Here is a 22,774-nt window from a genome sequence, read left to right on the forward strand (position 1 = left end):
ATCTAAACTGTCTATTTCATTATCGGAGTTAAATAGTTCTTTTTCATACTGATCAGCAACACTTTTTGCATCTCCAAAGGCTGCCAATTTCCCGTTGTTTAATAAAAGGCCTTTATCACAAATCCGTTTCATACTTTCAATGTCGTGAGTCACAAAAAGTAAGGTGGTACCTTTATCTTGAAATTCCTCGATTCTACGAAAGCATTTGCGCTGGAAAGAAGCGTCTCCAACGGATAGTGCTTCATCAACAATGAGTATGTCTGGTCTAATTGCAGTTGCAACAGCAAATGCTAATCGAACTTGCATCCCACTTGAATACACCCTAACTGGTTGATCGATATAATCACCAATATCAGCAAAGCTTTCAATATCAGAGAAGCATGAATCAATCTCTTCACTGGTAAGCCCTTGAAGCTGCCCAGCCATATATACATTTTGTCGCCCAGAGAAATCAGGGTGAAAGCCCATGCCAAGTTCAAGTAACGCAGCAATGCGCCCCTCAACCATGATATCTCCGTCAGTAGGTTGAGTTGTTCCCGTTATCATTTTTAGTAGTGTACTTTTACCCGCACCATTAATACCAACTACACCAACGGCTTCTCCGGGTTCAATAGAAAAATTGATATCACTTAAAATCCATTTCAATTTGTGTTTAGTAAATGGCGATATCCATTCAATAAACCGAGCAAACCTTGAGTTGTATAATTTATATGCTTTTCCAACATTGTTAACTGTGATTTTACCCATTACAATTCATCTACCATATCTGAAGAATGTTTACGAAACAAAGTTAGACCGACTAAACAGCAAAATATCGCAAAAATTAATACAGGAAATAAAAGTTGCCAATCTGGCGACTGCTTGTGTACAAATATTTCTTGATAAGATGATACTAGTCTAGCCATTGGGTTTAGCATTATGGCTGAATGTAATTCATCAGATATTATATCAATAGCATAAACAATAGGCGTAGACCAAAATAAGAACTGAAGACACACATCAACAAATTGTCCTACATCTCGAAAGAAAACATTCAAAATACCAACAATAATCCCAATCCCAGAAGCTAGTATAATTTGCAGGGTCAATACAATTAAGAAATCGAAAATAAGACTACCTGGGAATTGACCAATTGATAGCAAGAAAATAATAAATAAGGAGAAAATAATAAAAAAATTAATTGTTGATGAGATAACAACTATTACAGGCAAGCATATTTTCGGAAAAGACATTTTTTTCAGTAGATTAGCATTATCGATAAAAACGCCTTTACTCCTGCCTATTATTTCTGCAAACAGCCCCCACGTTAAAACACCAGCACAAAGGTAAATACTATAAGCATATGGGCCAGTTTCGCCAGGAAGCCTAGCTTTCATTACTTGAGAAAAGACTAATGTATATACAAGTATCATTGCTAAAGGTTGTAATATCAACCAAGCAGCGCCTAACATACTCGTTTGATAGCGAGACTGAAAGTCTCGCTTAACACTAGCAACAATAAAGCCTCTGTAATTATAAATTGCTAATAATAACCCTTTCATTAATGACTGGCCTTTAACAAATCTAGTATTTTTTTAGTTTTTTCTTCCATTAACTCGATATCTGATCGAGATTCAACATTTAACCTCACAACAGGCTCAGTATTTGAAGAACGTAAATTAAAGCGCCAATCAGCGAACTCTAAACTAATTCCATCCGTCTCATCAAAAACTAAGGCATCATACTTGTATGACTCTAAAACCTTAGCAATTGATTCTTGTGGATTATCTAGCTTAGAGTTAATTTCGCCAGATGAAGGGTATGCGCTGATACGCTCTGAAACCGTTTCTGAAAGCTTCATGCTTTTAACTGACAACAGCTCGGTTACTAGCAACCAAGGAATCATACCTGAATCGCAATACGCGAAATCACGGAAATAGTGATGCGCACTCATCTCTCCACCGTAAATGGCGTCCTCTTTACGCATTCGCTCTTTGATAAAGGCATGACCGGTTTTCGACATTACAGGAACACCGCCCGCTTTAGAGACAACGTCAATAGTGTTCCAAGATAAGCGAGGATCATGAATAATTTTCGCGCCTTTCTCTTTTTGTAAGAACGCTTCTGCGAGTAAACCTACAATATAGTACCCTTCGATAAAGTCGCCATTTTCATCAAATAAGAAACAACGGTCAAAATCACCATCAAAGGCGATCCCCATATCAGCCTTATGTTCTTTTACGGCATTTGCTGTATCTGCACGGCATTCTGGCAATAATGGGTTTGGGATACCGTTAGGGAAGTTACCGTTTTCCTCATGGTGAACTTTGATAAGTTCCAGCGGAATATTCAGTGCTTGAAAACGCTCTTCAAGAGCATCAATCACGTGCCCTGCAGCGCCATTACCAGAGTTGATCACCAGTTTCATCGGTTTGATATTAGCTGGCGTAATATATCCCATCAAATGATCGGTGTACTCTTTCAAAACATTAATTTGCTTGTAGGTTCCTTTAACAGCAACGTCAATGAAGTCATTGTTTTCCGCTAACGTTTGAATATCTCGTAACCCGGTATCACCACTAATTGGTCTTGCTCCTTCACGAACAAGCTTCATACCATTGTAATCCATAGGGTTGTGACTAGCTGTAACCTCTACACCACCATCAACACCTAGATGAAAGGTTGCAAAGTAGATTTCTTCCGTACCTGATAAGCCAATATCTAGAACGTGAACACCCGCCTCCATCAAACCGTTAGCTAAAGAGAGTTTCAGTTCTTCACTCGTAAGACGAACATCACCTCCAACAACAATGGTTTTTTCATCTGCACTTTCACTTTTTAAAAACTGACCGTAAGCTCGGCCGATTCGGTACGCGATGTCATTATCGAGTTCTGAGCCTAGCTGACCGCGAATATCATAAGCTTTGAAGCATGTTAACTTTGTCATTATTTACTTTCCTCTAAACGTACTACGTCGTCTTCGTTTAGGTATGAACCTGATTGTATTTCAATAAGCTCGAGTGGTATTTTACCTGGGTTTTCAACCATATGACTTACGCCAACTGGAATGTAGAGTGACTGATTTTCAGAGATAATTTGTTCTTCGCCATTGCTACTTACTTTGGCAGTACCAGAAACAACGACCCAGTGTTCTGCCCGATGATAATGCATCTGGAGTGATTGTTTTTTACCTGGTTGTACGGTAATACGATTCACCTTGTATCGGTCACCACCATCAATTGCATCAGACTTACCCCAAGGGCGGTAAACTTCTCTATGCTCTCTGAATTCAGCTCGGTTTTCGGCCTTCAGATGCTCAACAATTTTCTTCACTTGTTGAACATTGTCTTTGTGAGCGACCAAAACTGCATCTTTGGTCTCCACGACAACGATGTCTTTTACTCCAACAGAAGCTACCAGTTTATTCGGAGCGTAAATGTAACACCCTTCAGTATCCTCTGTTATCGCATCTCCATGAATCACATTTCCAGAGCTATCTTTCTCTGAAACTTCCCATAACGCGGACCATGAACCAACGTCACTCCAGCCGGCATCCATTGGAACGACTACAGCCTTGTCGGTGCGCTCCATTACAGCATAATCAACCGAATCATCCGGGCATTTTAAGAATTCACTCTTATCTACACGAATAAAGTCCATATCTTCTGTCGTGCCATTTGTTGCTTTTAAACAGCACTCATGAATTTCTGGTGAATATTTCTTAAGCTCTTCAAGAAAGATACTTGCTTTGAACATAAAGCATCCGCTATTCCAGTAGTACTCTCCACTTGCAACGTATTGTTCAGCAACTTCTAGTTGAGGTTTTTCAACAAACTTGTCTACAACATAAGCTGCATCACCTTCTTTAGATCCTCGCTTAATATAGCCATACCCCGTTTCAGGTGCAGTTGGTACTATACCGAAGGTTGCTAACTTACCAGCATCTGCAACAACCTGAGCTTTACGAATTGAATCTTGAAACGCTTCCGTATCTTGTACTATGTGGTCAGCGGCTAGAACAAGCATCACAGGATCATCACCATGCGCCATAGCTTGCATTGCAGCCAATGCAATAGCCGGTGCTGTATTTCGCCCTGCAGGTTCCAAGATAATACGAGCTTCCTGCCCAAAAGTACGAAGTTGCTCCGCAACCACAAAACGATGGTCCTCATTAGAAATAATGATCGCTTCAGAAGCCGACATACCACTAATTCGATCTAAGGTGGACTGCAACATCGTTAATGAATTGTGATTATCTAGCGCTAAAAATTGCTTTGGAAACGCTGAACGCGACAGAGGCCATAAACGAGATCCAGAACCCCCAGCCATAATGACAGGTATAAACATAATTTTTCTTCTTTAATTTGTAATCAATACTTTGGCCCCTGCTTCGTTGTCAGAGCAAGGGATAACAATAAATAGCTTAAAAACAGCGCCAAACTACTCAACAGTTGGTTGTCATACGCTGGATTAACAATGAGCTTTAGCTACATTTCCTTTCGAAGATATACGATATTCATCAACATATGCTGGTATGAAAACTGACTTTCCTTTTTTCAACGTCACAACCTCACCAGAGTCATGAGTTAACGTCAGTTCAGCATCCAACGGCAATAAAATCTCGGCACTTTCTGGACAAACAAGCTCATTATTCGGGTTTTCATAAACAGAGAATCTGAAATCAGGAACCGGAACGGGATAAGTGAGAACACCATTCTCAATTATCGGCGCTAACTTTAGCGCATCAAACGGCTTTTCCTCAAAAAGAGTACAACTAGCGAGTTCTTGAACATCAATGTGTTTAGGGGTTAAACCTGCTCTAAGAACATTATCAGAATTAGCCATAACTTCTAATGCCGTCCCTTTTAAATAGGCATGGGGCGTTCTGGCATCTAAATACATCGCCTCTCCAGGTTCCAAAGTAATGACATTGAGCATTAATGGGGTGAACAAGCCGACATCACCAGGATACTGATCTGACAATGTTAAGATTAGTGAAGACAACTCTTGGGTTACATTATCCTCAACTTGGGAAACTAATGAGTCGACGGCTTCGACTTTGTTATCCCCTTCCAGTGAGAGGATACCTACAAAAAACTCACGAAGTCCTTCTGAAGAAGGGTTTGCATTAAAATGTTCAAGCAACTCACTTAACTGTGGAACCCCAACACCTGAAAATAGTGAAATAATCTCAGGGATTGCTCGGAAACCATTCATAGCTTGATAAGAAGTTAAAGCATAAACCAGTTCAGGTTTGTGATTCGAATCCCTATAATTCCTGTGATGAGCTGAAAGAGGAACCTGAGCTTGCTCTTCTTTGTGGAAACCAAGCTCAGCTTCCTCTTTACTCGGATGCACTTGAACAGACAGTGCACTTTCAGCGGCTAGAATTTTAAATAGATACGGTAACTCTCCAAATTTCTCACTTATCTGCTTTGATAGAAACTCATCTTTGTGAACATCAATCAATTGAGACAATAATACTTTTAAGTCGCTACTTTGAACCTTTGAGCACCCATTTGGATGAGCCCCCATCCACATTTCAGCTTGTGGTTCATCGCCAATGTTATCTATATCAAATAACTGATTAAACGAAGACTTACTACCCCAAGCAAAATTTTGAATGACATTATCCATCTCAAAAAATTTTTTTTCTTTTTCAGCTTCAAACATTTATGTAATTCCTGACACCTTAAATTTTAGCCACCTCAAAAAATAGGCATGCTACCGCCCTTTGATAATCAGGCGAAATCACACTACGCATATACAGGAATGGCTTAATACTTATGTTATTATCTCCAATGTCTCAGTAGGAAGCAAAAAAAATTCTATTTCTCCTCTTACCAATCACAGTAATGGCTTTGAGGTCTAAATGGTAAGAACCTAACTATGACTTCGGCTCTATATACACCAAACCCAAAACCTCGCTATACTCCTACCCTATAATTTTTCGCCCAATAACGAATAAGAGTTCAAGATATGCAAGAGTTAGTTCCATTTGTTCAAGAGAATATGATTTTAGCCATCGTATGGATCGGCTTGGTTGTTGCCATCATTGCGAACGTTATCAAGACATCAAACGCAGCTTACAAAGAGATCACGCCAGCGCAAACCACACACATGATTAACCGTGAAAACGGCGTTGTGGTTGATATTCGTACTAAAGATGAGTTCAAAAAGGGCCATATTACTGACGCAGTTCACATTTTGCCGTCAGATATCAAAGCAAATAGCTTTGGTAGCCTTGAAAGCCACAAAGCCGACCCAATCATCGTAGTATGTAAGACAGGTCAAACAGCTCAAGAAAGCGCTAACCTACTGGTTAAAGCTGGTTTCGAAAACGTAAGCGTGCTGAAAAGCGGCTTAGTGGCTTGGAGCGAAGCTAACCTACCTTTGGTGAAAGGTAAAAAGTAGTTAAAGGTAAGCTGACCTAACTAAACGAATATGACTTTAAGGTTTTGTTCAACAGAGATGGCGAACGAAACCTAATTATAAATTTTTAAGGACAAGAAAATGGCTGAAGCAGCACAACAAGACGCACAACAAAACTTCGCAATCCAACGTATCTTCCTAAAAGACGTATCTTTCGAAGCGCCAAACTCTCCAGACATGTTTCAAAAAGAGTGGAACCCAGATGTAAAACTGGACCTAGACACTCAAAGCCGTGAACTTGGCGAAGGCGTGTACGAAGTAATCCTACGTCTAACGGTTACGGTTAAAAACGCAGAAGACACTGCATTCCTTTGTGAAGTTCAACAAGGCGGCATCTTCTCTGCAAGCGAAATGGAAGCTGGCCAACTAGCTCATTGCCTAGGTGCATTCTGCCCGAATATCCTGTTCCCATACGCTCGTGAAACGATTTCTAGCCTAGTGGTTAAAGGTACGTTCCCACAACTGAATCTAGCACCAGTTAACTTTGATGCTTTGTTCATGAACTACCTACAAAACCAAGCTCAACAAGCTGAAGGCGAACAAGCTTAAGTCTCAAATTAGAGCTTAACTCTAACGATTCAAGCGCTAGTTAGCTTTTAAATGCACATCGCAACTTCTGCGATGTGCATTTTTTCTTTACACTGTACTAAAATTGAAAGCTCCTCTGATTTTAGTGGATAGCTTTTCCAAGACTCTTCGATTTCCCTCATTATTTTTAGGTGGAAGCATGACAGAAACAACTCACTCGACAAACGCTTACGGCAAAGAGATCGCCATGGCAGTAATTGGCGCAGGTTCTTACGGAACATCTCTAGCTATCTCTCTAGCGCGTAACGGTGCAAACGTTGTTCTGTGGGGGCATGATCCTGTTCACATGGCTCGTCTCGAATCCGAGCGCGCAAATAATGAATTTCTACCAAATATCGACTTCCCAGAAAGCCTAATCATCGAGTCAGACCTTGGGAAGGCAGTAACAGCAAGTCGTGATCTTCTTGTTGTCGTCCCTAGCCACGTGTTTGGTATCGTTTTAAATAGCCTTAAGCCTCACTTAACAGATTGTTCTCGTATCTGCTGGGCAACTAAAGGTTTAGAGCCGGAAACTGGTCGCCTGCTAAAAGATGTCGCTCACGATGTGCTTGGCGATGGGTACTCGTTAGCAGTTCTATCAGGACCTACCTTCGCCAAAGAGCTAGCGATGGGTATGCCAACGGCAATCTCTGTGGCTTCCCCTGATGCAGAATTCCTTGAGCAACTTCAAGAAAAAATTCACTGTGGCAAAACGTTCCGTGTGTACGCAAATTCAGATTTTATTGGCATGCAACTTGGTGGTGCAGTGAAAAATGTCATCGCCATTGGTGCTGGCATGTCGGATGGTATTGGTTTTGGTGCCAATGCACGTACTGCACTTATCACTCGCGGTCTAGCTGAGATGAGTCGACTAGGCGCAGCTCTTGGTGCGCAACCAGAAACCTTCATGGGCATGGCTGGACTGGGTGACCTAGTGCTAACCTGTACTGATAACCAATCACGTAACCGTCGCTTTGGTTTGGCACTTGGCGCAGGTAAAGATGTAGATACAGCACAAGACGAAATTGGCCAAGTAGTGGAAGGTTATCGCAACACCAAAGAAGTTTGGTTACTATCAGAACGTATGGGCGTTGAAATGCCTATTGTTGAACAGATTTATCAAGTGTTGTATCAAGGGAAAGATGCACACCTAGCAGCGCAAGATCTGCTTGCTAGAGACAAAAAGTCAGAAAGATAGTAAGAGCAGGTACGAAATTAGAGTAAGCGAGATACGAAGAGAGTTAGAGGTACGGGTAATCAAGATGCGAATAGCATAAAGTAAATGACCCGAACAAAGCTCTCCAACTCGCTCGTTCCTCACTCTTGAAGATGACGTTAATATAATGCTCGTCATTGAAGAATGAAGTATCTGGAATCTCATTTACGCTAATTGGCTTTTCTAAGCTCTTCGTATCTCTCATGTCGCTACGCGTATCTGATTTAAAAGAATGGATGGAAAAATGAAACACTGTGAACAGCAAAAAGTTTGGCAATGCATAGTGAAGGAAGCTCGACAGCAGTCAGAGCAAGAACCTATGCTTGCGAGTTTTTATCATGCCACGATCATCAACCATGAAAGTTTAGGTGCAGCCCTTAGCTACATCCTAGCAAACAAATTAAAGACAGCTTCAATGCCAGCAATGGCAGTCCGTGAAGTAGTTGAGCAAGCATTTAAGCAGGATCAATCGATTATTGATGCTGCTGCTTGTGATATTTGCGCAACGGTAAATCGGGATCCTGCGGTCGAGATGTACTCGATGCCTCTGCTGTACCTTAAAGGCTACCATGCACTTCAAGGTTATCGAGTAGCGAATTGGCTATGGAAACAAGGCCGTATTGCGCTTGCCACTTACCTACAAAACCAAATTTCAGTTGCTTGCCAAGTTGATATTCACCCAGCGGCTCGTATCGGTAAAGCTATCATGCTCGACCACGCCACTGGTATCGTGATTGGTGAAACTGCTATCGTCGAAAATGATGTATCGATCCTTCAAGACGTGACCCTTGGTGGTACCGGTAAAGAAGGCGGCGATCGTCACCCTAAGATTCGCGAAGGTGTGATGATTGGGGCTGGTGCTAAAATCCTGGGCAATATTGAAGTTGGTGAAGGCGCGAAGATTGGGTCTTGCTCTGTTGTACTACAAGCCGTACCACCTCATACAACAGTCGCAGGCGTTCCTGCAAAAGTTGTCGGAAAACCGAAAACAGATAAGCCCTCTTTAGATATGGACCAAGGCTTCAATGGCCGCTCGCAAAACTTCATCCATGGTGATGGGATTTAAGAGCTGATTGTAGGTTCGATGAACCGAGATACGAAAAACTTAAGAGCAGATGCTAAGAACTAATAAGAGCAACATGACGATAATGATGAAACCAGTCCAAATAATTAGCACTGTTCTTTTGATATCTGCCAGCCTTTGCGCTGTTTTTTTCTCTGCATCGCCACTTGCCGCATCGAAAGGGGAACTGAAAGGTGTATCGAGTGAGATATCTCGCCAACAAAAAACACTATCCTCACAACAGAAGAAGCTCGACAATTTACAAGCAAACCTCAAGCAGCAAGAGCTCTCTATCTCCTTGCTTGAAAAAGCCATTAAAACAAGTAAAAAACAACTCAATACCGCCAATACTAATGTTGCTAGCTTAGATAATAAGATTAAAGCGCTTACAGCACAGAAAAAAGCCCATACCGATAAGTTAGAGCAGCTGATTCAGACTTACTACATGACCAGCAGAGCTAAAGCCTCTTCTCACATCTTAAATACTGGCGTTGAAGAAGACCGCATTAGTCACTATTACCAACACCTCGCCAAAGCGCGTTCTGCAACAATCAAAACGATCGAACAAACTCAACTTGAATTAGAAGAGAGCCATAAGCAACGCCAGCTTGAGCAAGAACAAATAGCAACGCTGTTAAATCAACAGGTAGCAAAGCGCAACAAACTATCGCAGACCCAAACACAGCGTAAAAAGACCGTCGGCAGTATTAAGAAAAACATCTCTGGCGACAAAAATTACTTAGCCGAACTTCAACGTAATGAAACTCGCCTAAAAGCCGAAATAGCGAAAGCAGAAAAAGCCGCACGAGAGAGACGCAATGCTGTCCCTATGGATGGCTTAGCCAAACGTAAAGGTAAACTGCCTTGGCCAATCAAAGATAAAGTTCTGCATAACTACGGCTCACGCCAAACTGGCCAAGTAAATTGGAAAGGCATGGTGATCAAAGCGAAATACGGTCAGCAGGTAAAATCTGTTTACTCAGGAACCGTCGTATTCGCCGAATATTTGCGTGGTTATGGTTTAGTGGTACTGCTGGACCACGGTAAAGGCGACATGACACTTTATGGCTTTAACCAAGCCCTACTAAAAAAGGAAGGCGATAAAGTTAAAGCTGGTGAGGCTATTGCGCTTGCAGGTGACACTGGTGGTCAAACCCGCCCATCGCTGTACTTCGAAATTCGTAGAAACAGCCAAGCTCAAAACCCGAAAAGATGGTTGGTGAGATAAGAACGGATTCAGTATTCGTGTAACCTAGATGTATGAGGTGAAGAGTGGGCTCTAAGAAAAGAAACATATACCCCCTCAGCCCGGGAACCATCACTTATAAAACTTCGTCATTCCAGAATTGAGGGACTAAATATTTGGAATCTCGCTTGAGATTGCTCCCCTCGAGGATAAAGAGAGATTCCCTATCACGCTCGTTCCTCGCTGTAGGGAATGACGTCACGATTTATATCCCACCACTCGAATCTGCGCTTTCCCGCTCTCGTTACCCGAATCCCGCTTACCGCTTACCCACATCTTCGCTTTTATTTGCTATTCAGCGCTTTTACACCATCTTCTAGCAATGTCAGTTGCTCAAAGCCTTGAGGAGTTGCAATCGGTTTAACCGTGGCGATCATCTGCAGCATTCCTTGGTGCACAACTTGCTCCGTAATTTGAGATTTTGGAGACATCGCCGACTGATACGCCAACCAACCCGATGCAATCAAGTGAAGAGATGTGACCATCGACTTCATTTCTGTATCTGTTGCTTTTAGCAAGTTCAACTCAACAAAGGCTCTCATAATATCCACAAGATTCGTTTGCAGCTTTTCTTGAACGGCCATGTAATCAAGATGCAGTTTTTCATCACGAGACAATATTTCAGGCAGGTTCGCATAGAAGAATCGGTACTTCCACATCAATGTGAAGATTGAATCTAAGTAGCTTTTTAGTAGCGTCAGACTTTCTTGCTGCCCTTGAATCGGAGTAAATCTTTCAAGTAACTCTGTCGAGTAGAGAGTAAAGATATCACGTACAATTTCTTGTTTATTGCGGAAGTGGTAGTAGAGGTTTCCGGGGCTGATTTCGATGTGTTCAGCAATATGATTGGTCGTAATACTACGCTCGCCGTGCTCATTAAAAAGCTCTAGAGCTGCGTAAACAATCTTGTCACGTGTTTTCATTAGCATTAGTATCCCTATCCGTTTAGTGGTTCAGTATATCGCCACTAAACAGATAGATCGACCTGTTCACATCTGGTCGAATTAGCTTTGACGAAAACAGGCTAAGTTCAGCACTTAGCAGACAACCATCTTGAGTGCATCGAATCGGTAACGCCTTCGAACGTTAATAAAACACTACCCTTTCTATAACTAAGGCCTTACAGATTTCTGGTGTATGGGTCTTCTATTACCTGTCGTAAACCCGAACCTCTGTTGATTTAGTTTGTATCCATATATATTTTTCGCTTACCGCAGCAACTATGCGATATAAACTACAGCATCCAATTTAAAGCCTTTTCAAAAGATAATGCATAACGATCTTTCTCTGCTAATTCAACAGGGACATCTTGATTTAAAGGCCATTTTATATCCAACCCCGGATCATTCCACGCGATTGACATTTCCGCACCTGGGTTATAAAAATCCGTACACTTATAAACAAACTCAGCCATTTCACTCGTCACATAAAAACCATGAGCAAAACCTTCGGGCACCCACATTTGACGCTTATTTTCTTCGGAAAGAAGCTCTCCAACCCATTGACCAAAGGTCGCAGAGTCTTTTCGAATGTCAACAGCAACATCAAACACTTCACCCGATACAACTCGGACCAGCTTACCTTGGGTATTTTTAGTTTGATAATGCAAACCGCGCAAGGTTCCCTGCTTAGACTTAGAGTGGTTATCTTGTACAAATTGTGTTGGCTTACCTGTGACTAACTTTTCAAATTGTTTTTGGCTCCAAGTTTCCATAAAAAATCCGCGCTCATCGCCAAACACTTTGGGTTCTATAATTTTCACATCAGGTATGCGGGTATCAATTACTTTCATGCTCTTATCCTGCGTACGCTTTAATATTGCTTAGTGCCGCCTTCCAGTCACTAGGCCCGACCGAGAAAAGGGTCGTGATTTTTTCTGTACTCAATTGAGAGTTGCTTGGACGCGTTGCTGGCGTGGGATATTGGTCGGTAGGAATGCTCGTTAGGTTCGGTTTATTTGCAATAACGCCTTGCTCGACTGCAACATTGAAAATAGCATCAGCAAATTCAAACCAACTCACATGCGGCAGACCCGAATAGTGATAAACACCATATTCCACCACATCACCTTGATTAATGAGGTTAGCGATTTTGATCAAGGTACTTGCGATATCACCTGCATACGTAGGTCCACCAAACTGGTCACCTACGATACTCAATGTGTCTCGATTTTCACCTAAACGAAGCATGGTCTTAACGAAATTATTGCCATTTTCACCAAACACCCAAGCAGTACGAAGGATGATATGTTTATCACACGCTTCGGTAACAGCTATTTCACCGGCTAACTTACTTTCACCGTAAACACCTTGTGGGTTTGTGATATCACTCTCTAGATACTCCCCTACTTTATTGCCTTCAAAGACATAGTCCGTCGAAATATGTAGAATCGCAGCCCCTAGATTTTGCGCAGCTTGTGCTAAGAACTTGGGACCATCACGATTAATCGCATAAGAAAGTTCAACTTCTTCTTCAGCTTTATCAACCGCAGTATGCGCCGCTGCATTGATAATAATCGTGGGTTGAAATTCGGTAACAACTGCATTAACTGACTCTTGGCTCGCAATATCAAGATGCTCTCTATCAAGCGCTAACACCAATGTATTCTCATTATTAGTCAGTTGCTTAGCTAGACAAGAGCCAACTTGACCATTACAGCCAGTAATTAGTACGCGCATTAAGCCTTTGCCTTATGTTGAAGGCCAGTGACTAAACGAGTCAAATACTGACCGTATTCATTTTTCATCATTGGTTTAGCGAGTGTTAACATGTGCTCATCAGTTAACCAACCATTGCGCCAAGCAATCTCTTCTAAACAAGCAACCTTAAGCCCTTGTACATTTTCAATAGTTTGAACAAAAGATGAAGCCTCATGAAGACTTTCATGTGTACCAGTGTCTAACCAGGCAAAACCACGGCCTAATAGTTCCACATTCAAAGAGCCATCATTTAGATACATTTCATTGAGAGTGGTAATTTCCAACTCTCCACGATGAGATGGCTTCACTTGCTTCGCCATTTCAACAACTCGGTTATCATAGAAATATAATCCGGTCACCGCATAGTTAGATTTGGGTATTTCTGGCTTTTCTTCAATCGAAACGGCTTTCATTTTTTCGTCAAATTCAACCACGCCAAAACGCTCGGGATCTTTGACTTGATAACCAAATACGGTAGCACCAGACTCTCTTGAAGCGGCATTTTTTAGAGTTTTAGAAAAAGCCTGACCATAGAAAATATTATCCCCTAACACCAAACAAACACTATCATCACCAATAAACTCTTCACCAATGATAAAAGCTTGCGCTAAACCGTCTGGACTTGGTTGAATTGCGTATTCAAGGTTAACTCCAAAATCAGAGCCATCACCTAGCAAGCGTTGAAAACCAGCATTGTCTTCAGGTGTCGTGATAATCAAGATATCTTTAATACCAGCCAACATTAACGTCGAAATGGGGTAAAACACCATTGGTTTATCATAAATAGGCAATAGCTGCTTAGAAACACCACGAGTCAGAGGATACAAACGTGTACCTGATCCCCCCGCGAGGACAATACCTTTCATTATTTGATTACCTTTTCATTTTCCTGCATTCCAGAAAACGCACCTAAACGTTCGCCGGCATATGAGCCATCTAATACTCGTGACCACCATTGCTTGTTATCTAAGTACCACTCAACCGTCTTACGAATACCTGATTCGAACGTTTCTTCAGGCTTCCAACCCAATTCACGTTCAATCTTTGACGCATCGATTGCATAACGTACATCATGCCCAGGTCTATCAGTGACATAAGTAACTAAGTCAAGGTACTTACCCACACCTTCTGCCTTATTTGGAACCAACTCTTCAAGTAATAAACAGATCGTTTTTACAACATCAATGTTTGCTTTTTCATTATGACCACCAATATTGTAGGTTTCCCCCACTTCGCCTTCAGTTACCACTTTGTACAACGCTCTCGCGTGATCTTCGACAAACAGCCAGTCACGAATTTGCATACCATTGCCATACACAGGCAGAGGCTTCCCGTCTAGAGCATTCAAAATCATTAATGGAATGAGCTTTTCTGGGAAATGATAAGGCCCATAGTTATTTGAGCAATTAGTTACAACGGTTGGTAAACCATAAGTACGTAGCCAAGCTCGGACGAGATGATCAGAAGATGCTTTTGAAGCTGAGTATGGGCTTGATGGCTCATACGATGTTGTCTCGGTAAACAAGTCATCCGTACCTTCTAAGTCGCCATAGACTTCGTCAGTAGAGATATGGTGGAAACGAAAAGCAGCTTTATCACTTTCAGAAAACTCATTCCAATAGGCTCTAGTTGCTTCAAGTAATGTATATGTACCAACAATATTAGTTTCGATAAATGCAGCAGGGCCGTCAATCGAACGGTCAACATGAGATTCAGCCGCCAAGTGCATCACCGCATCGGGTTTATGCTGTTCAAATATACGGTCTAGTTCAGTACGATTACAAATGTCGACCGCTTCAAATGCATAGCGCTCATGGTCTTCAAGCTCAACAAGAGACTCTAAGTTACCTGCATAAGTTAATTTATCGACATTAATAACACTATCAGATGTATCGTTAATAATGTGACGAATGACCGCAGAACCGATAAAACCAGCACCGCCTGTGACTAATATCTTCATAAAAACCCTAAAATATAAAGTGACAAAACTCTTTTCATTGTGTAACTCAGTCGCTCGCTATTCAAGTAGAGTTTGAGCTATTAGCACCAACTCTAAGTTTCATTAACTCAAATAGCTCCGAGTCAATTACTACCGCAATAAATCTCATGCGATGACCTTCGCACAAACTCGTAAAGTAGAGAACTATCATACTAGCCTCCATAAACTCGAGTTTGAGATAAGTAATAATGACTAGATTAACACAATCATATCACACTAGAATTAAAGAATTATTCCGCTAGCTCGCTTCGTTTGTTCCTTGCTATACTCGCGTGAGTTTGTATTCAAAAAAGTAGGAAGAAATATGATTATCGTAACTGGTGGTGCAGGCATGATTGGCAGCAATATTGTTAAGGCACTCAATGAAGCAGGCCACAACGATATTCTAGTTGTCGACAACTTAAAAGATGGCAAAAAATTTAAGAACCTGGTTGACCTAGATATCACCGATTACATGGATCGTGATGACTTTCTAACTCAAGTTATGGCTGGTGATGATTTCGGTCATATTGAAGCAATTTTCCATGAAGGTGCATGTTCTGCGACCACCGAGTGGGATGGCAAATACATGATGCTCAACAACTATGAATACTCGAAAGAGTTGCTGCATTACTGTATCGAGCGCGAGATTCCGTTCTTGTATGCTTCTTCTGCTGCCACTTATGGTGAAACCGATACCTTTATTGAAGAGCCGCAGTACGAAGGCGCGCTAAACGTATACGGCTATTCAAAACAGCAATTTGATAACTATGTGCGTCGCTTAACTGCAGATGCAACCGCACACAACGAAACGCTTTCTCAAATCACTGGGTTTCGATACTTCAATGTCTACGGTCCACGTGAACAGCACAAAGGCAGCATGGCTTCTGTCGCTTTCCACCTAAACAATCAAATGAACGCTGGTGAAAACCCGAAATTATTCGCAGGAAGCGAAACCTTCAAGCGTGATTTTGTGTATGTTGGTGATGTTGCGGCCGTAAACCTGTGGTTCTTAAAAAATGGCGTATCAGGTATCTTCAACCTAGGTACAGGTAATGCCGAATCATTTGAAGAAGTCGCAAAAGCGGTGATTAAACATCACGGTAAGGGAGAGATTGAAACTATCCCATTCCCTGAGCATTTGAAAGGTGCTTACCAAGAGTTTACTCAAGCTGATTTAACTAAGTTGCGTAATGCCGGTTGCGATGTTCAATTTAAATCGGTTGCTGAAGGCGTCAGCGAGTACATGCAGTCAGTTAATCGCTAGATTACACTCTCCCGAAAACAAGCTAACGGTATACTGTTAGCTTGTTCAATATATATCGCCAGTTAAAGGTTTACAGTGACAACTCAACGCGACGACTACGATCCTAAAGCATACAACCCCAAATTCATCAGTGCGTTTTTATCACCAAAACACTGGGGAACTTGGCTCGGGCTATGCCTATGTCTACCCATTTCTTTGCTGCCAAACTCGATTCGAGTAGCCATAGCAAAATTCGTGGCGACAAAAATGGCGAAGAAGCAACGTGGCTCAGTACAAAAGGCACGTATAAACCTCGCGCTTTGTTTTCCAGAAAAGTCTGTTCAAGAGCGTGAAACCATTCTAACCAATTGCCTAACAACTGCTGGCGCCTTTTTACTTGGTTTTCCTGCCATATCATTACGCAGTAAACGTTGGCTTGAAAAACACTCAGAAATCATTGGATTAGAACACTTACAACAGCTACAAAAAGACAATCAAAGTGCTATTTTGCTCGTACCTCACTCTTGGTGCATCGACATTCCGGCTATCCTTTTAGCTTCAAGAGGCTTACCCGTTTCTGCGATGGCAAATAGCCAGAAAAACCCTCTGACCGATTGGCTCATGCACAAGCAAAGAGTTCAGTATGGCGGACGAGTTTATGATCGCAGTGGAGGCATTAAGCCATTTATCAAATCAGTCAAAGATGGCTACTTGGGATATTACCTGCCAGATCAAGACCATGGCCCAGAGCAAAGTGTATTCTCAGATTTCTTTGCGACTGAAAAAGCAACCTTGCCCGGACTTGGAAAACTAGCAAAAGTAAGCCGAGCGAAGATCGTTCCAACCTTTGCCAGCTATAATATTGAGACGGGTAAATACGAAATTGAAATCAAAGCACCCATTGAGTTATCCGGCGATGAACATCAAGACGCTAGGGCAATGAATGAAGTCGTTGAAGGTTTTGTTAATCCGAAACCTGAGCAGTACATGTGGATTTTAAAGTTGTTAAAAACACGTAGGAATGGACAAGACCCATATGTGGGGTATTAACCTACATATGGGTATAAACCTACACGTAGGCATATAGACCCGATTGATTAGTTAGAAGTTTCTAACTAATCAATAACTTAAAATCTTTGATATTAATAAAGGCACCTTGATGCTCTTTGATTTTTTCAAGTGGCCATTCCCACCACTGTTCCATTAAAAGAGCTTCCCTTTCCTCTTCAGTAAAGCGCTTCTTAATTTCCTTCGCTGGAACACCACCCACAATACTAAATGCTTCTACATCTTTGGTCACAATAGAACCTGTTGCAATCACTGCACCATGCCCGATAGCCACTCCTGGGAATATTTTCACGTCTTCACCAATCCAAACATCGGATCCAACAACAACTTGGTAATGCTCTTCAACATACTTAGTATGCGAGTAAATAGTACCTTTGTTAAAATCCAACCCTTGTTTTTGCATCAATCGATGATCTGCTCGATGAAAGCAAGGGTGAGTCGACACATAATCATTGACCGGGTGGTTATTTAGGACAATTTTCACATTATTAGCAATCGAGCAAAAACGACCTATTTTGACATTGTTCATATTACAATGAGTATCAATATAAGTACCGAAGCCAATATATGAAGCATTCACATCACAATCGCTTGCTACAGAGTTACAGCCTTCAAATTGAGTGTCTGTAAAGTTTGATTTTCGAGAAAGGAAATTCTTCTGTTTTTTTTGAGCACGAATGAATATTAGCTTCTTAATCTTGCGTATGATTTTTTTCATAATGAGTCTATTCGCCATTGCCAGATAGGAGTTTGTGATAAAAACCATCAACAGTGTAATCTTCAAGCTTAATCAAAACTGATTCGTCAAAGTCGCTAGAGATAAAGCCTTCAATATTACTAGCAAGTTCATTTAGAGAGTCAAATATAAGAAAGTTATCTTTTGAGTGTAAAGGGTGATTGTAAAGACTCGTATTATTCGTGATTACTTTTTTTCGAGCATATAACGCTTCTTTAACCCTCATAGTATCAGACGTCTGTCCATCAAGAACCATTTCCAATACACATTTGGTATTGAGCATCACAGTTAGGTATTCAACATAGGAATAAGACGGTTTCTTGTCAAAAACAATAAAATTGCACTTAAAACCATCTAATGCACCTTTTATTTTCTGAACCTTTTCTTTCCTTCCTTTATCCACGCCGACAAAAGAAACATCGAAATCAGACGATTTTTCTATCTCATCGATGATTTTTAGTTGAGGCATAGGTAGGTAAATATGCTTAAAGTCATACTTTGCTGCATCACCCTCATCAAAAGTATATGTTTCAAAACCTTTTAGGTGGTGGTTCAGGCTTCCATCTGTGACATTTCTAAAAACAATCACCTTCCTCCCATCAATCTTTGATATCGACTTTATATCTCTCAGAGAATCGGTGGTGAATATGACATCGAAGCCATTTAGTGCCTTTATTTTTCGTCTTATGATCGCTCCATAAGCCTCATGATAGTGTTTTTTACTATAGAAAAATAAAAAGGAAACTAATTTAACTAGCCACTTACTTAGGAAAATATGATGCTTTTCATAATCAGACGATAGGACATCAATTTCTAGTTTTTCATACTGTTGCTTATAGCCTACAAAAACCAGTTTCGGTTTCAATTTATCGTTCATAAGGCAACCTTTTAAAAGACTCGACAATACTTCCTAATGCACTATTGGCTTTATTACCTTCAACTACCTTCTCGTAATAACTAACATACGCTGCAGCCATGACATTGGCATTGAATTGCTCTCTCGCGTATTCATTACAACGAGCAGATTCATAGGTGTCAGAATTTAAGATCCCTTCTACGAGATCTTGTTCACAGCTCGATAAAAGACCTACCTCACTAGAAACTAATTCCGGCAGTGAGCCATAAGGTGTACCAAACACTGGGCAACCAAAATACAAACTCTCTGTAATCGCCAAGCCAAACGGTTCATGCCAAGTCACGGGGAATATCAGACCTTTTGACTGAGTCATGATCTGAGATTTCGTTGTATCGTCCACCATCCCTAAAAAACGAACATGACGATCTAACGTTAACCTGAAACCCATTTTTAGGTTCAATCGATGGCCGCCCAACACATCAAGCTGCTGGCCAGCTTTCTTGGTAATATCAATGGCACCTTGAACATTTTTAACTCGCCACGCCGCTTTCCCAAGAAAATGGAAACGTTCTCGTTTCAAGTTAAAGTTAGGCTTTTGGTAGTTGTCCCAATTCAAGCCATTGTAAACATAAGCTTGTGCACCATGATTTTTTGCATGCTGAGATGAAACAAAGACGGTATTAGGGTCAATAGGGCCGTCTGAATTACCATGCTGCGTTAAAATGTAGGGATAAGAGATAGGCTCAAGATCAGAGTGGAAATGCACAACATCAATATCATTTGGAAGCTGACTTTGCAGTGGTACATTCGGTTGATACTCTATGACTCTCGCCCAATCACACTTTGTTCCTTTACCAGCGAGCAGCGTCACTCGGTGCCCGGCAAGATGCAAAGCATAAACTAAGTCCCAAATGACTCGTTCGGTTCCACCATAATTCACCACAGGTAACGTGGCTCTTGTATACATTAGAATATTCATAATTACTTAATTTTTAAAAGCTTTTACTTTAGCGACAACAGCTTGATGAACAAACTCTGGAACAAATTGCTCTATGTCTCCACCATGAATAGCGACTTCACGAACCAATGTTGATGATAAAAAAGCAAACTCTTCTGAAGGTGTCAAAAACAGGCTCTCTAGTTCTGGTTTTAATCGACGATACATTGTCGTCAAACCAAATTCATACTCAAAGTCCATTGTCGTTCTTAAGCCACGCACCAAAATTGAGGCGTTTTGCTCGGTCGCGAAATCAACCAGTAAACCGCTAAAACCTTCAACGGAAACATTAGGTAATTCATGGCAAGTTTCTCGCAATAAGGCCACACGCTCATCTAAGCTAAATAAGGTGGCTTTACTTGGGCTCTCTGCGACACCAATGACAAGTTTTTCAAACATACATGCGGCACGTTTAATTAAGTCATAATGGCCGTTAGTCACTGGATCAAAAGTACCTGGGTATATTGCTATTTTCATGACATTCCTTTATTCACTGGATGTTTTCTTGTTTTTCAATCGGCCTAATACACGGTCTAGCTGCTCAATCACCGATTCTGTAGAAATAAGAGCCATAAGATCTTTTCCTTTTACTCGGGTTCCCCATGGAAGCTCGTCAACCGCTTTACCGTGTTGCTCTTCGGCAATCTGTTCATAGACAGAAACCACACTGTCTAAACTATGGTAAGGCCCTGTTCGCATTGGGTTACTGTGCGCATACAAACCAATCACGGGGACACCTTGAGTCGTCGCAATGTGTGCAGGCCCTGAATCAGGAGCGATCACTACACTGGATTGACCAATCACTGCGGTAAGCTGCTTTAACGAGGTTGAGCCTACTAAGTTAATACAAGGTGATGTCATGTGCTGAGATATATTGTCGGTTAAATTGCGCTCTCTATCCGTTGGAGCACCACAAAAAACCACTTTGAAGCCTAACTGATAAGCGTGATCGGCGACAGCGGCATAGCGCTCAACTAACCAGTTTCTCTCATCTTTACTCGCGGCAGGACTAATAACAATATACGGCTCATACGCAAGCTCCATCGATAGTCTTTGATCTTCATCAGACAAAGCAAGATCCCATATCGGCACCTGTTTGGAACACCCCAAAAAGTAAGCAAATTCAGAGAAATTATCTAACACATGAGATGCGTCCGTTTTTGGTAGCTTGCGGTTGGTAAAGAGCCACTGCCCCTCTTTGGCACGTGTCCAACTAAAACCAAGTTTTACTTTTGCCTTTATTCCTAACGTTAACAGACTGGCTCTTAATGCAACTTGCATATGCAGTAAATAATCAAACCGAGTTGGACGCAGGGATCCCCATACTTCTTTCATTCCTTTTAGGCCGCGTTTTTTATCAAACACTACAACTTGAATTCCAGGTATATCACCAAGTAATTGAGCTTCGATTTTTCCCATCACCCACGTGATCTGACATTCTGGATAGGTAGCTTGAATAAGTTGCACCACAGAAAGGGCATGACAAACGTCACCAATGGCAGATAAACGCAGAATACAAATAGATTTTGGAGCAGAAAGAGCGTTATTCATTGATCGATTCCAATGGCATCATTTCTAGAACAGCAGAAACAACGTTATCTGGCTTGATATCTTGAAGGCATGGCGAATAGACATCATCGCTAATCTGACATCTGTTTTTATAGCAAGGGACGCAGTTACGTTCAGATTGCACAAGTCTAATATTGGCGACTCTTTGGGAGCTAACACCATTGCTGTATAAATTGTTCGTTACATCAATTGGCTCTTCATATGGCCAAGGTGACCACATGCTTGCTGGCGCCACGCTAATAATAGATACAATTGGGATAGAGTAACCTGATGCGAGGTGACCCGGGCCACTATCAGGTCCAAGAAAACCATCACTGTGTTTTATTAATACCGAAGTTTGAGCTAATGATAATTCCCCTAAAACACTGACCAGTTGGTTCGACTCAGGGACTTGGCTAATGATTTGTTCAACAATGGTCTCGTCTCGTTCTAATTTAGCGCCAGATAAGACAATATTATAACCTGCAGATATCAGACGATTGATGACTTCAACCCAATACGAGACTGGCCACTGCTTAATTTCGTTGGAGGATGGCGCATGTACAACAATGTATTTTGATGGCAATCTCTTTTGAACCGCTGAAGGCAATAACTCTTCGGGAGATACAAGCCGTGCAATACAATTAACATCTATGGTATCCAGCATACGAGCAACGCGACTCATTTTATGCTCAAAGCGATGCTGTTCTTTAATGTAATGAGTATAAATTAACTTTTTAACCCAAGCTCCAGAAAGCGATTCATCAATTGCACCCAGCCTTTTCTTGCCAAAGATAAAACTATAGATAGCGGTTCTATCATTAAGCATTTCATTGACGACTAAATCATATCGACCATGCGTTTTTAAAATCCGGTAATAGTCCTTAACGGATGCTCTTGGCGGAATTTCAACTAAAGAGTCAACGTCTGGATTGGTACCAAAAACCATCTCCCCTCTAGCATTAACTAACACATCTATTGTTGCGGTCGGAAACGCTTTTCTCAGACTATGGGTAAAAGCAGAGATCAACAAACTATCACCAATGCAATGAGTGGCAACAACTAATATTTTTTGGTAACTACATGAATCGTTCATTAATCTGTTCGGCGTTTGATATACTGTTCTACCAAGTATGCCATAAA

The 22,774-nt window shown here is 41.3% G+C and carries 23 protein-coding genes; 7 read left to right on the forward strand and 16 right to left on the reverse strand.

What is annotated here, in order from left to right:
• The 5 genes from AB4180_RS06095 to manA all read right to left on the reverse strand — a co-directional run.
• Positions 1-747, reverse strand: a 747-nt coding sequence (locus tag AB4180_RS06095; protein ID WP_133151861.1) for an ABC transporter ATP-binding protein, incomplete at its 3' end; no start/stop codon positions are given.
• Positions 747-1,541 (reverse strand): ABC transporter permease, encoded by a 795-nt coding sequence (locus tag AB4180_RS06100; protein WP_017097365.1) that lies wholly within the window; start codon positions 1,539-1,541, stop codon positions 747-749. The genes AB4180_RS06100 and AB4180_RS06095, both read right to left, overlap by 1 nt.
• Complete coding sequence (gene cpsG / locus AB4180_RS06105) at positions 1,541-2,926, reverse strand: phosphomannomutase CpsG (RefSeq protein WP_017097366.1); 1,386 nt, start codon at positions 2,924-2,926, stop codon at positions 1,541-1,543. The genes AB4180_RS06100 and cpsG overlap by 1 nt, the downstream gene beginning before the upstream one ends.
• Entirely contained in the window at positions 2,926-4,326 is a 1,401-nt protein-coding gene (locus tag AB4180_RS06110; protein WP_017097367.1) for a mannose-1-phosphate guanylyltransferase/mannose-6-phosphate isomerase, read from the reverse strand. The genes cpsG and AB4180_RS06110 overlap by 1 nt, the downstream gene beginning before the upstream one ends.
• Before the next feature lie 123 nt (positions 4,327-4,449).
• Positions 4,450-5,652 carry a mannose-6-phosphate isomerase, class I gene (manA, locus tag AB4180_RS06115; protein WP_102248981.1) on the reverse strand — a complete coding sequence of 401 codons (1,203 nt, stop codon included), beginning with the start codon at positions 5,650-5,652 and terminating at the stop codon, positions 4,450-4,452.
• A gap of 306 nt (positions 5,653-5,958) precedes the next feature.
• Here manA and AB4180_RS06120 point away from each other — a divergent pair, with 306 nt between their 5' ends.
• From AB4180_RS06120 to AB4180_RS06140, 5 genes are all read left to right on the forward strand, one after another.
• Complete coding sequence (locus AB4180_RS06120; protein ID WP_102248982.1) at positions 5,959-6,393, forward strand: rhodanese-like domain-containing protein; 435 nt, start codon at positions 5,959-5,961, stop codon at positions 6,391-6,393.
• Positions 6,394-6,492: 99 nt separating this feature from the next.
• On the forward strand, positions 6,493-6,960 hold the full coding sequence (gene secB / locus AB4180_RS06125) for a protein-export chaperone SecB (protein WP_009847959.1): 468 nt from the start codon (positions 6,493-6,495) through the stop codon (positions 6,958-6,960).
• Between the two features lie 178 nt (positions 6,961-7,138).
• Positions 7,139-8,176, forward strand: coding sequence for an NAD(P)H-dependent glycerol-3-phosphate dehydrogenase (gene gpsA / locus AB4180_RS06130; RefSeq protein ID WP_102248983.1), 1,038 nt, complete (start codon positions 7,139-7,141; stop codon positions 8,174-8,176).
• A 262-nt stretch (positions 8,177-8,438) separates the two neighbouring features.
• On the forward strand, positions 8,439-9,260 hold the full coding sequence (cysE, locus tag AB4180_RS06135) for a serine O-acetyltransferase (protein ID WP_102248984.1): 822 nt from the start codon (positions 8,439-8,441) through the stop codon (positions 9,258-9,260).
• 73 nt (positions 9,261-9,333) lie between these two features.
• Positions 9,334-10,485 (forward strand): murein hydrolase activator EnvC, encoded by a 1,152-nt coding sequence (locus AB4180_RS06140; RefSeq protein WP_277869260.1) that lies wholly within the window; start codon positions 9,334-9,336, stop codon positions 10,483-10,485.
• A 302-nt stretch (positions 10,486-10,787) separates the two neighbouring features.
• Here the strand turns inward: AB4180_RS06140 and AB4180_RS06145 are convergent, their stop codons facing one another.
• From AB4180_RS06145 to rfbB, 5 genes are all read right to left on the reverse strand, one after another.
• Complete coding sequence (locus tag AB4180_RS06145) at positions 10,788-11,426, reverse strand: TetR/AcrR family transcriptional regulator (protein ID WP_102249043.1); 639 nt, start codon at positions 11,424-11,426, stop codon at positions 10,788-10,790.
• Positions 11,427-11,737: 311 nt separating this feature from the next.
• Positions 11,738-12,295, reverse strand: coding sequence for a dTDP-4-dehydrorhamnose 3,5-epimerase (rfbC, locus tag AB4180_RS06150; RefSeq protein ID WP_102248986.1), 558 nt, complete (start codon positions 12,293-12,295; stop codon positions 11,738-11,740).
• Positions 12,296-12,299: 4 nt separating this feature from the next.
• Positions 12,300-13,181 carry a dTDP-4-dehydrorhamnose reductase gene (rfbD, locus tag AB4180_RS06155; RefSeq protein WP_102248987.1) on the reverse strand — a complete coding sequence of 294 codons (882 nt, stop codon included), beginning with the start codon at positions 13,179-13,181 and terminating at the stop codon, positions 12,300-12,302.
• Positions 13,181-14,068, reverse strand: coding sequence for a glucose-1-phosphate thymidylyltransferase RfbA (gene rfbA, locus AB4180_RS06160; protein WP_102248988.1), 888 nt, complete (start codon positions 14,066-14,068; stop codon positions 13,181-13,183). Before rfbA ends, rfbD begins: the two co-directional genes overlap by 1 nt.
• Positions 14,068-15,162, reverse strand: coding sequence for a dTDP-glucose 4,6-dehydratase (gene rfbB, locus AB4180_RS06165; protein ID WP_102248989.1), 1,095 nt, complete (start codon positions 15,160-15,162; stop codon positions 14,068-14,070). Before rfbB ends, rfbA begins: the two co-directional genes overlap by 1 nt.
• A 343-nt stretch (positions 15,163-15,505) precedes the next feature.
• On the opposite strand from rfbB, the gene rfaD reads away from it, so the two are divergent.
• The gene (gene rfaD, locus AB4180_RS06170; RefSeq protein WP_041472718.1) at positions 15,506-16,447 is read left to right on the forward strand and encodes an ADP-glyceromanno-heptose 6-epimerase; all 942 of its coding nucleotides are present in this window, start codon (positions 15,506-15,508) and stop codon (positions 16,445-16,447) included.
• A gap of 75 nt (positions 16,448-16,522) precedes the next feature.
• On the forward strand, positions 16,523-17,476 hold the full coding sequence (gene lpxM, locus AB4180_RS06175; protein WP_012603053.1) for a lauroyl-Kdo(2)-lipid IV(A) myristoyltransferase: 954 nt from the start codon (positions 16,523-16,525) through the stop codon (positions 17,474-17,476).
• 61 nt (positions 17,477-17,537) lie between these two features.
• Here lpxM and AB4180_RS06180 read toward each other — a convergent pair whose 3' ends face one another.
• From AB4180_RS06180 to AB4180_RS06205, 6 genes are read right to left on the reverse strand one after another with little or no spacing between them, the layout of a single operon-like run.
• A complete protein-coding gene (locus AB4180_RS06180) occupies positions 17,538-18,212 on the reverse strand; it encodes a CatB-related O-acetyltransferase (protein WP_102248990.1) in 675 nt (224 codons plus the stop codon).
• Positions 18,213-18,219: 7 nt separating this feature from the next.
• Positions 18,220-19,107, reverse strand: a complete 888-nt coding sequence (locus AB4180_RS06185) for a hypothetical protein (protein ID WP_012603051.1) — start codon at positions 19,105-19,107, stop codon at positions 18,220-18,222.
• The gene (locus AB4180_RS06190; protein WP_009847968.1) at positions 19,097-20,053 is read right to left on the reverse strand and encodes a glycosyltransferase; all 957 of its coding nucleotides are present in this window, start codon (positions 20,051-20,053) and stop codon (positions 19,097-19,099) included. The genes AB4180_RS06185 and AB4180_RS06190 overlap by 11 nt, the downstream gene beginning before the upstream one ends.
• 18 nt (positions 20,054-20,071) lie before the next feature.
• On the reverse strand, positions 20,072-20,560 hold the full coding sequence (gene coaD / locus AB4180_RS06195; RefSeq protein ID WP_102248991.1) for a pantetheine-phosphate adenylyltransferase: 489 nt from the start codon (positions 20,558-20,560) through the stop codon (positions 20,072-20,074).
• A gap of 9 nt (positions 20,561-20,569) precedes the next feature.
• A complete protein-coding gene (locus AB4180_RS06200) occupies positions 20,570-21,634 on the reverse strand; it encodes a glycosyltransferase family 9 protein (RefSeq protein WP_102248992.1) in 1,065 nt (354 codons plus the stop codon).
• Positions 21,627-22,727 carry a glycosyltransferase family 9 protein gene (locus AB4180_RS06205; protein WP_102248993.1) on the reverse strand — a complete coding sequence of 367 codons (1,101 nt, stop codon included), beginning with the start codon at positions 22,725-22,727 and terminating at the stop codon, positions 21,627-21,629. Before AB4180_RS06205 ends, AB4180_RS06200 begins: the two co-directional genes overlap by 8 nt.
• Positions 22,728-22,774: the final 47 nt, after the last annotated feature.

This window comes from Vibrio sp. 10N.286.49.C3 (genome assembly GCF_041469545.1).
Lineage (GTDB): Bacteria > Pseudomonadota > Gammaproteobacteria > Enterobacterales > Vibrionaceae > Vibrio > Vibrio tasmaniensis_A.

Excerpts from the sequence above, each read along its gene's own strand:
- AB4180_RS06100 (WP_017097365.1), bottom strand. The coding sequence starts at position 1,541 with ATGAAAGGGTTATTATTAGCAATTTATAATTACAGAGGCTTTATTGTT.
- cpsG (WP_017097366.1), bottom strand. The coding sequence starts at position 2,926 with ATGACAAAGTTAACATGCTTCAAAGCTTATGATATTCGCGGTCAGCTA.
- AB4180_RS06110 (WP_017097367.1), bottom strand. The coding sequence starts at position 4,326 with ATGTTTATACCTGTCATTATGGCTGGGGGTTCTGGATCTCGTTTATGG.
- manA (WP_102248981.1), bottom strand. The coding sequence starts at position 5,652 with ATGTTTGAAGCTGAAAAAGAAAAAAAATTTTTTGAGATGGATAATGTC.
- AB4180_RS06120 (WP_102248982.1), top strand. The coding sequence starts at position 5,959 with ATGCAAGAGTTAGTTCCATTTGTTCAAGAGAATATGATTTTAGCCATC.
- secB (WP_009847959.1), top strand. The coding sequence starts at position 6,493 with ATGGCTGAAGCAGCACAACAAGACGCACAACAAAACTTCGCAATCCAA.
- gpsA (WP_102248983.1), top strand. The coding sequence starts at position 7,139 with ATGACAGAAACAACTCACTCGACAAACGCTTACGGCAAAGAGATCGCC.
- cysE (WP_102248984.1), top strand. The coding sequence starts at position 8,439 with ATGAAACACTGTGAACAGCAAAAAGTTTGGCAATGCATAGTGAAGGAA.
- AB4180_RS06140 (WP_277869260.1), top strand. The coding sequence starts at position 9,334 with ATGACGATAATGATGAAACCAGTCCAAATAATTAGCACTGTTCTTTTG.
- AB4180_RS06145 (WP_102249043.1), bottom strand. The coding sequence starts at position 11,426 with ATGAAAACACGTGACAAGATTGTTTACGCAGCTCTAGAGCTTTTTAAT.
- rfbC (WP_102248986.1), bottom strand. The coding sequence starts at position 12,295 with ATGAAAGTAATTGATACCCGCATACCTGATGTGAAAATTATAGAACCC.
- rfbD (WP_102248987.1), bottom strand. The coding sequence starts at position 13,181 with ATGCGCGTACTAATTACTGGCTGTAATGGTCAAGTTGGCTCTTGTCTA.
- rfbA (WP_102248988.1), bottom strand. The coding sequence starts at position 14,068 with ATGAAAGGTATTGTCCTCGCGGGGGGATCAGGTACACGTTTGTATCCT.
- rfbB (WP_102248989.1), bottom strand. The coding sequence starts at position 15,162 with ATGAAGATATTAGTCACAGGCGGTGCTGGTTTTATCGGTTCTGCGGTC.
- rfaD (WP_041472718.1), top strand. The coding sequence starts at position 15,506 with ATGATTATCGTAACTGGTGGTGCAGGCATGATTGGCAGCAATATTGTT.
- AB4180_RS06180 (WP_102248990.1), bottom strand. The coding sequence starts at position 18,212 with ATGAAAAAAATCATACGCAAGATTAAGAAGCTAATATTCATTCGTGCT.
- AB4180_RS06185 (WP_012603051.1), bottom strand. The coding sequence starts at position 19,107 with ATGAACGATAAATTGAAACCGAAACTGGTTTTTGTAGGCTATAAGCAA.
- AB4180_RS06190 (WP_009847968.1), bottom strand. The coding sequence starts at position 20,053 with ATGTATACAAGAGCCACGTTACCTGTGGTGAATTATGGTGGAACCGAA.
- coaD (WP_102248991.1), bottom strand. The coding sequence starts at position 20,560 with ATGAAAATAGCAATATACCCAGGTACTTTTGATCCAGTGACTAACGGC.
- AB4180_RS06200 (WP_102248992.1), bottom strand. The coding sequence starts at position 21,634 with ATGAATAACGCTCTTTCTGCTCCAAAATCTATTTGTATTCTGCGTTTA.
- AB4180_RS06205 (WP_102248993.1), bottom strand. The coding sequence starts at position 22,727 with ATGAACGATTCATGTAGTTACCAAAAAATATTAGTTGTTGCCACTCAT.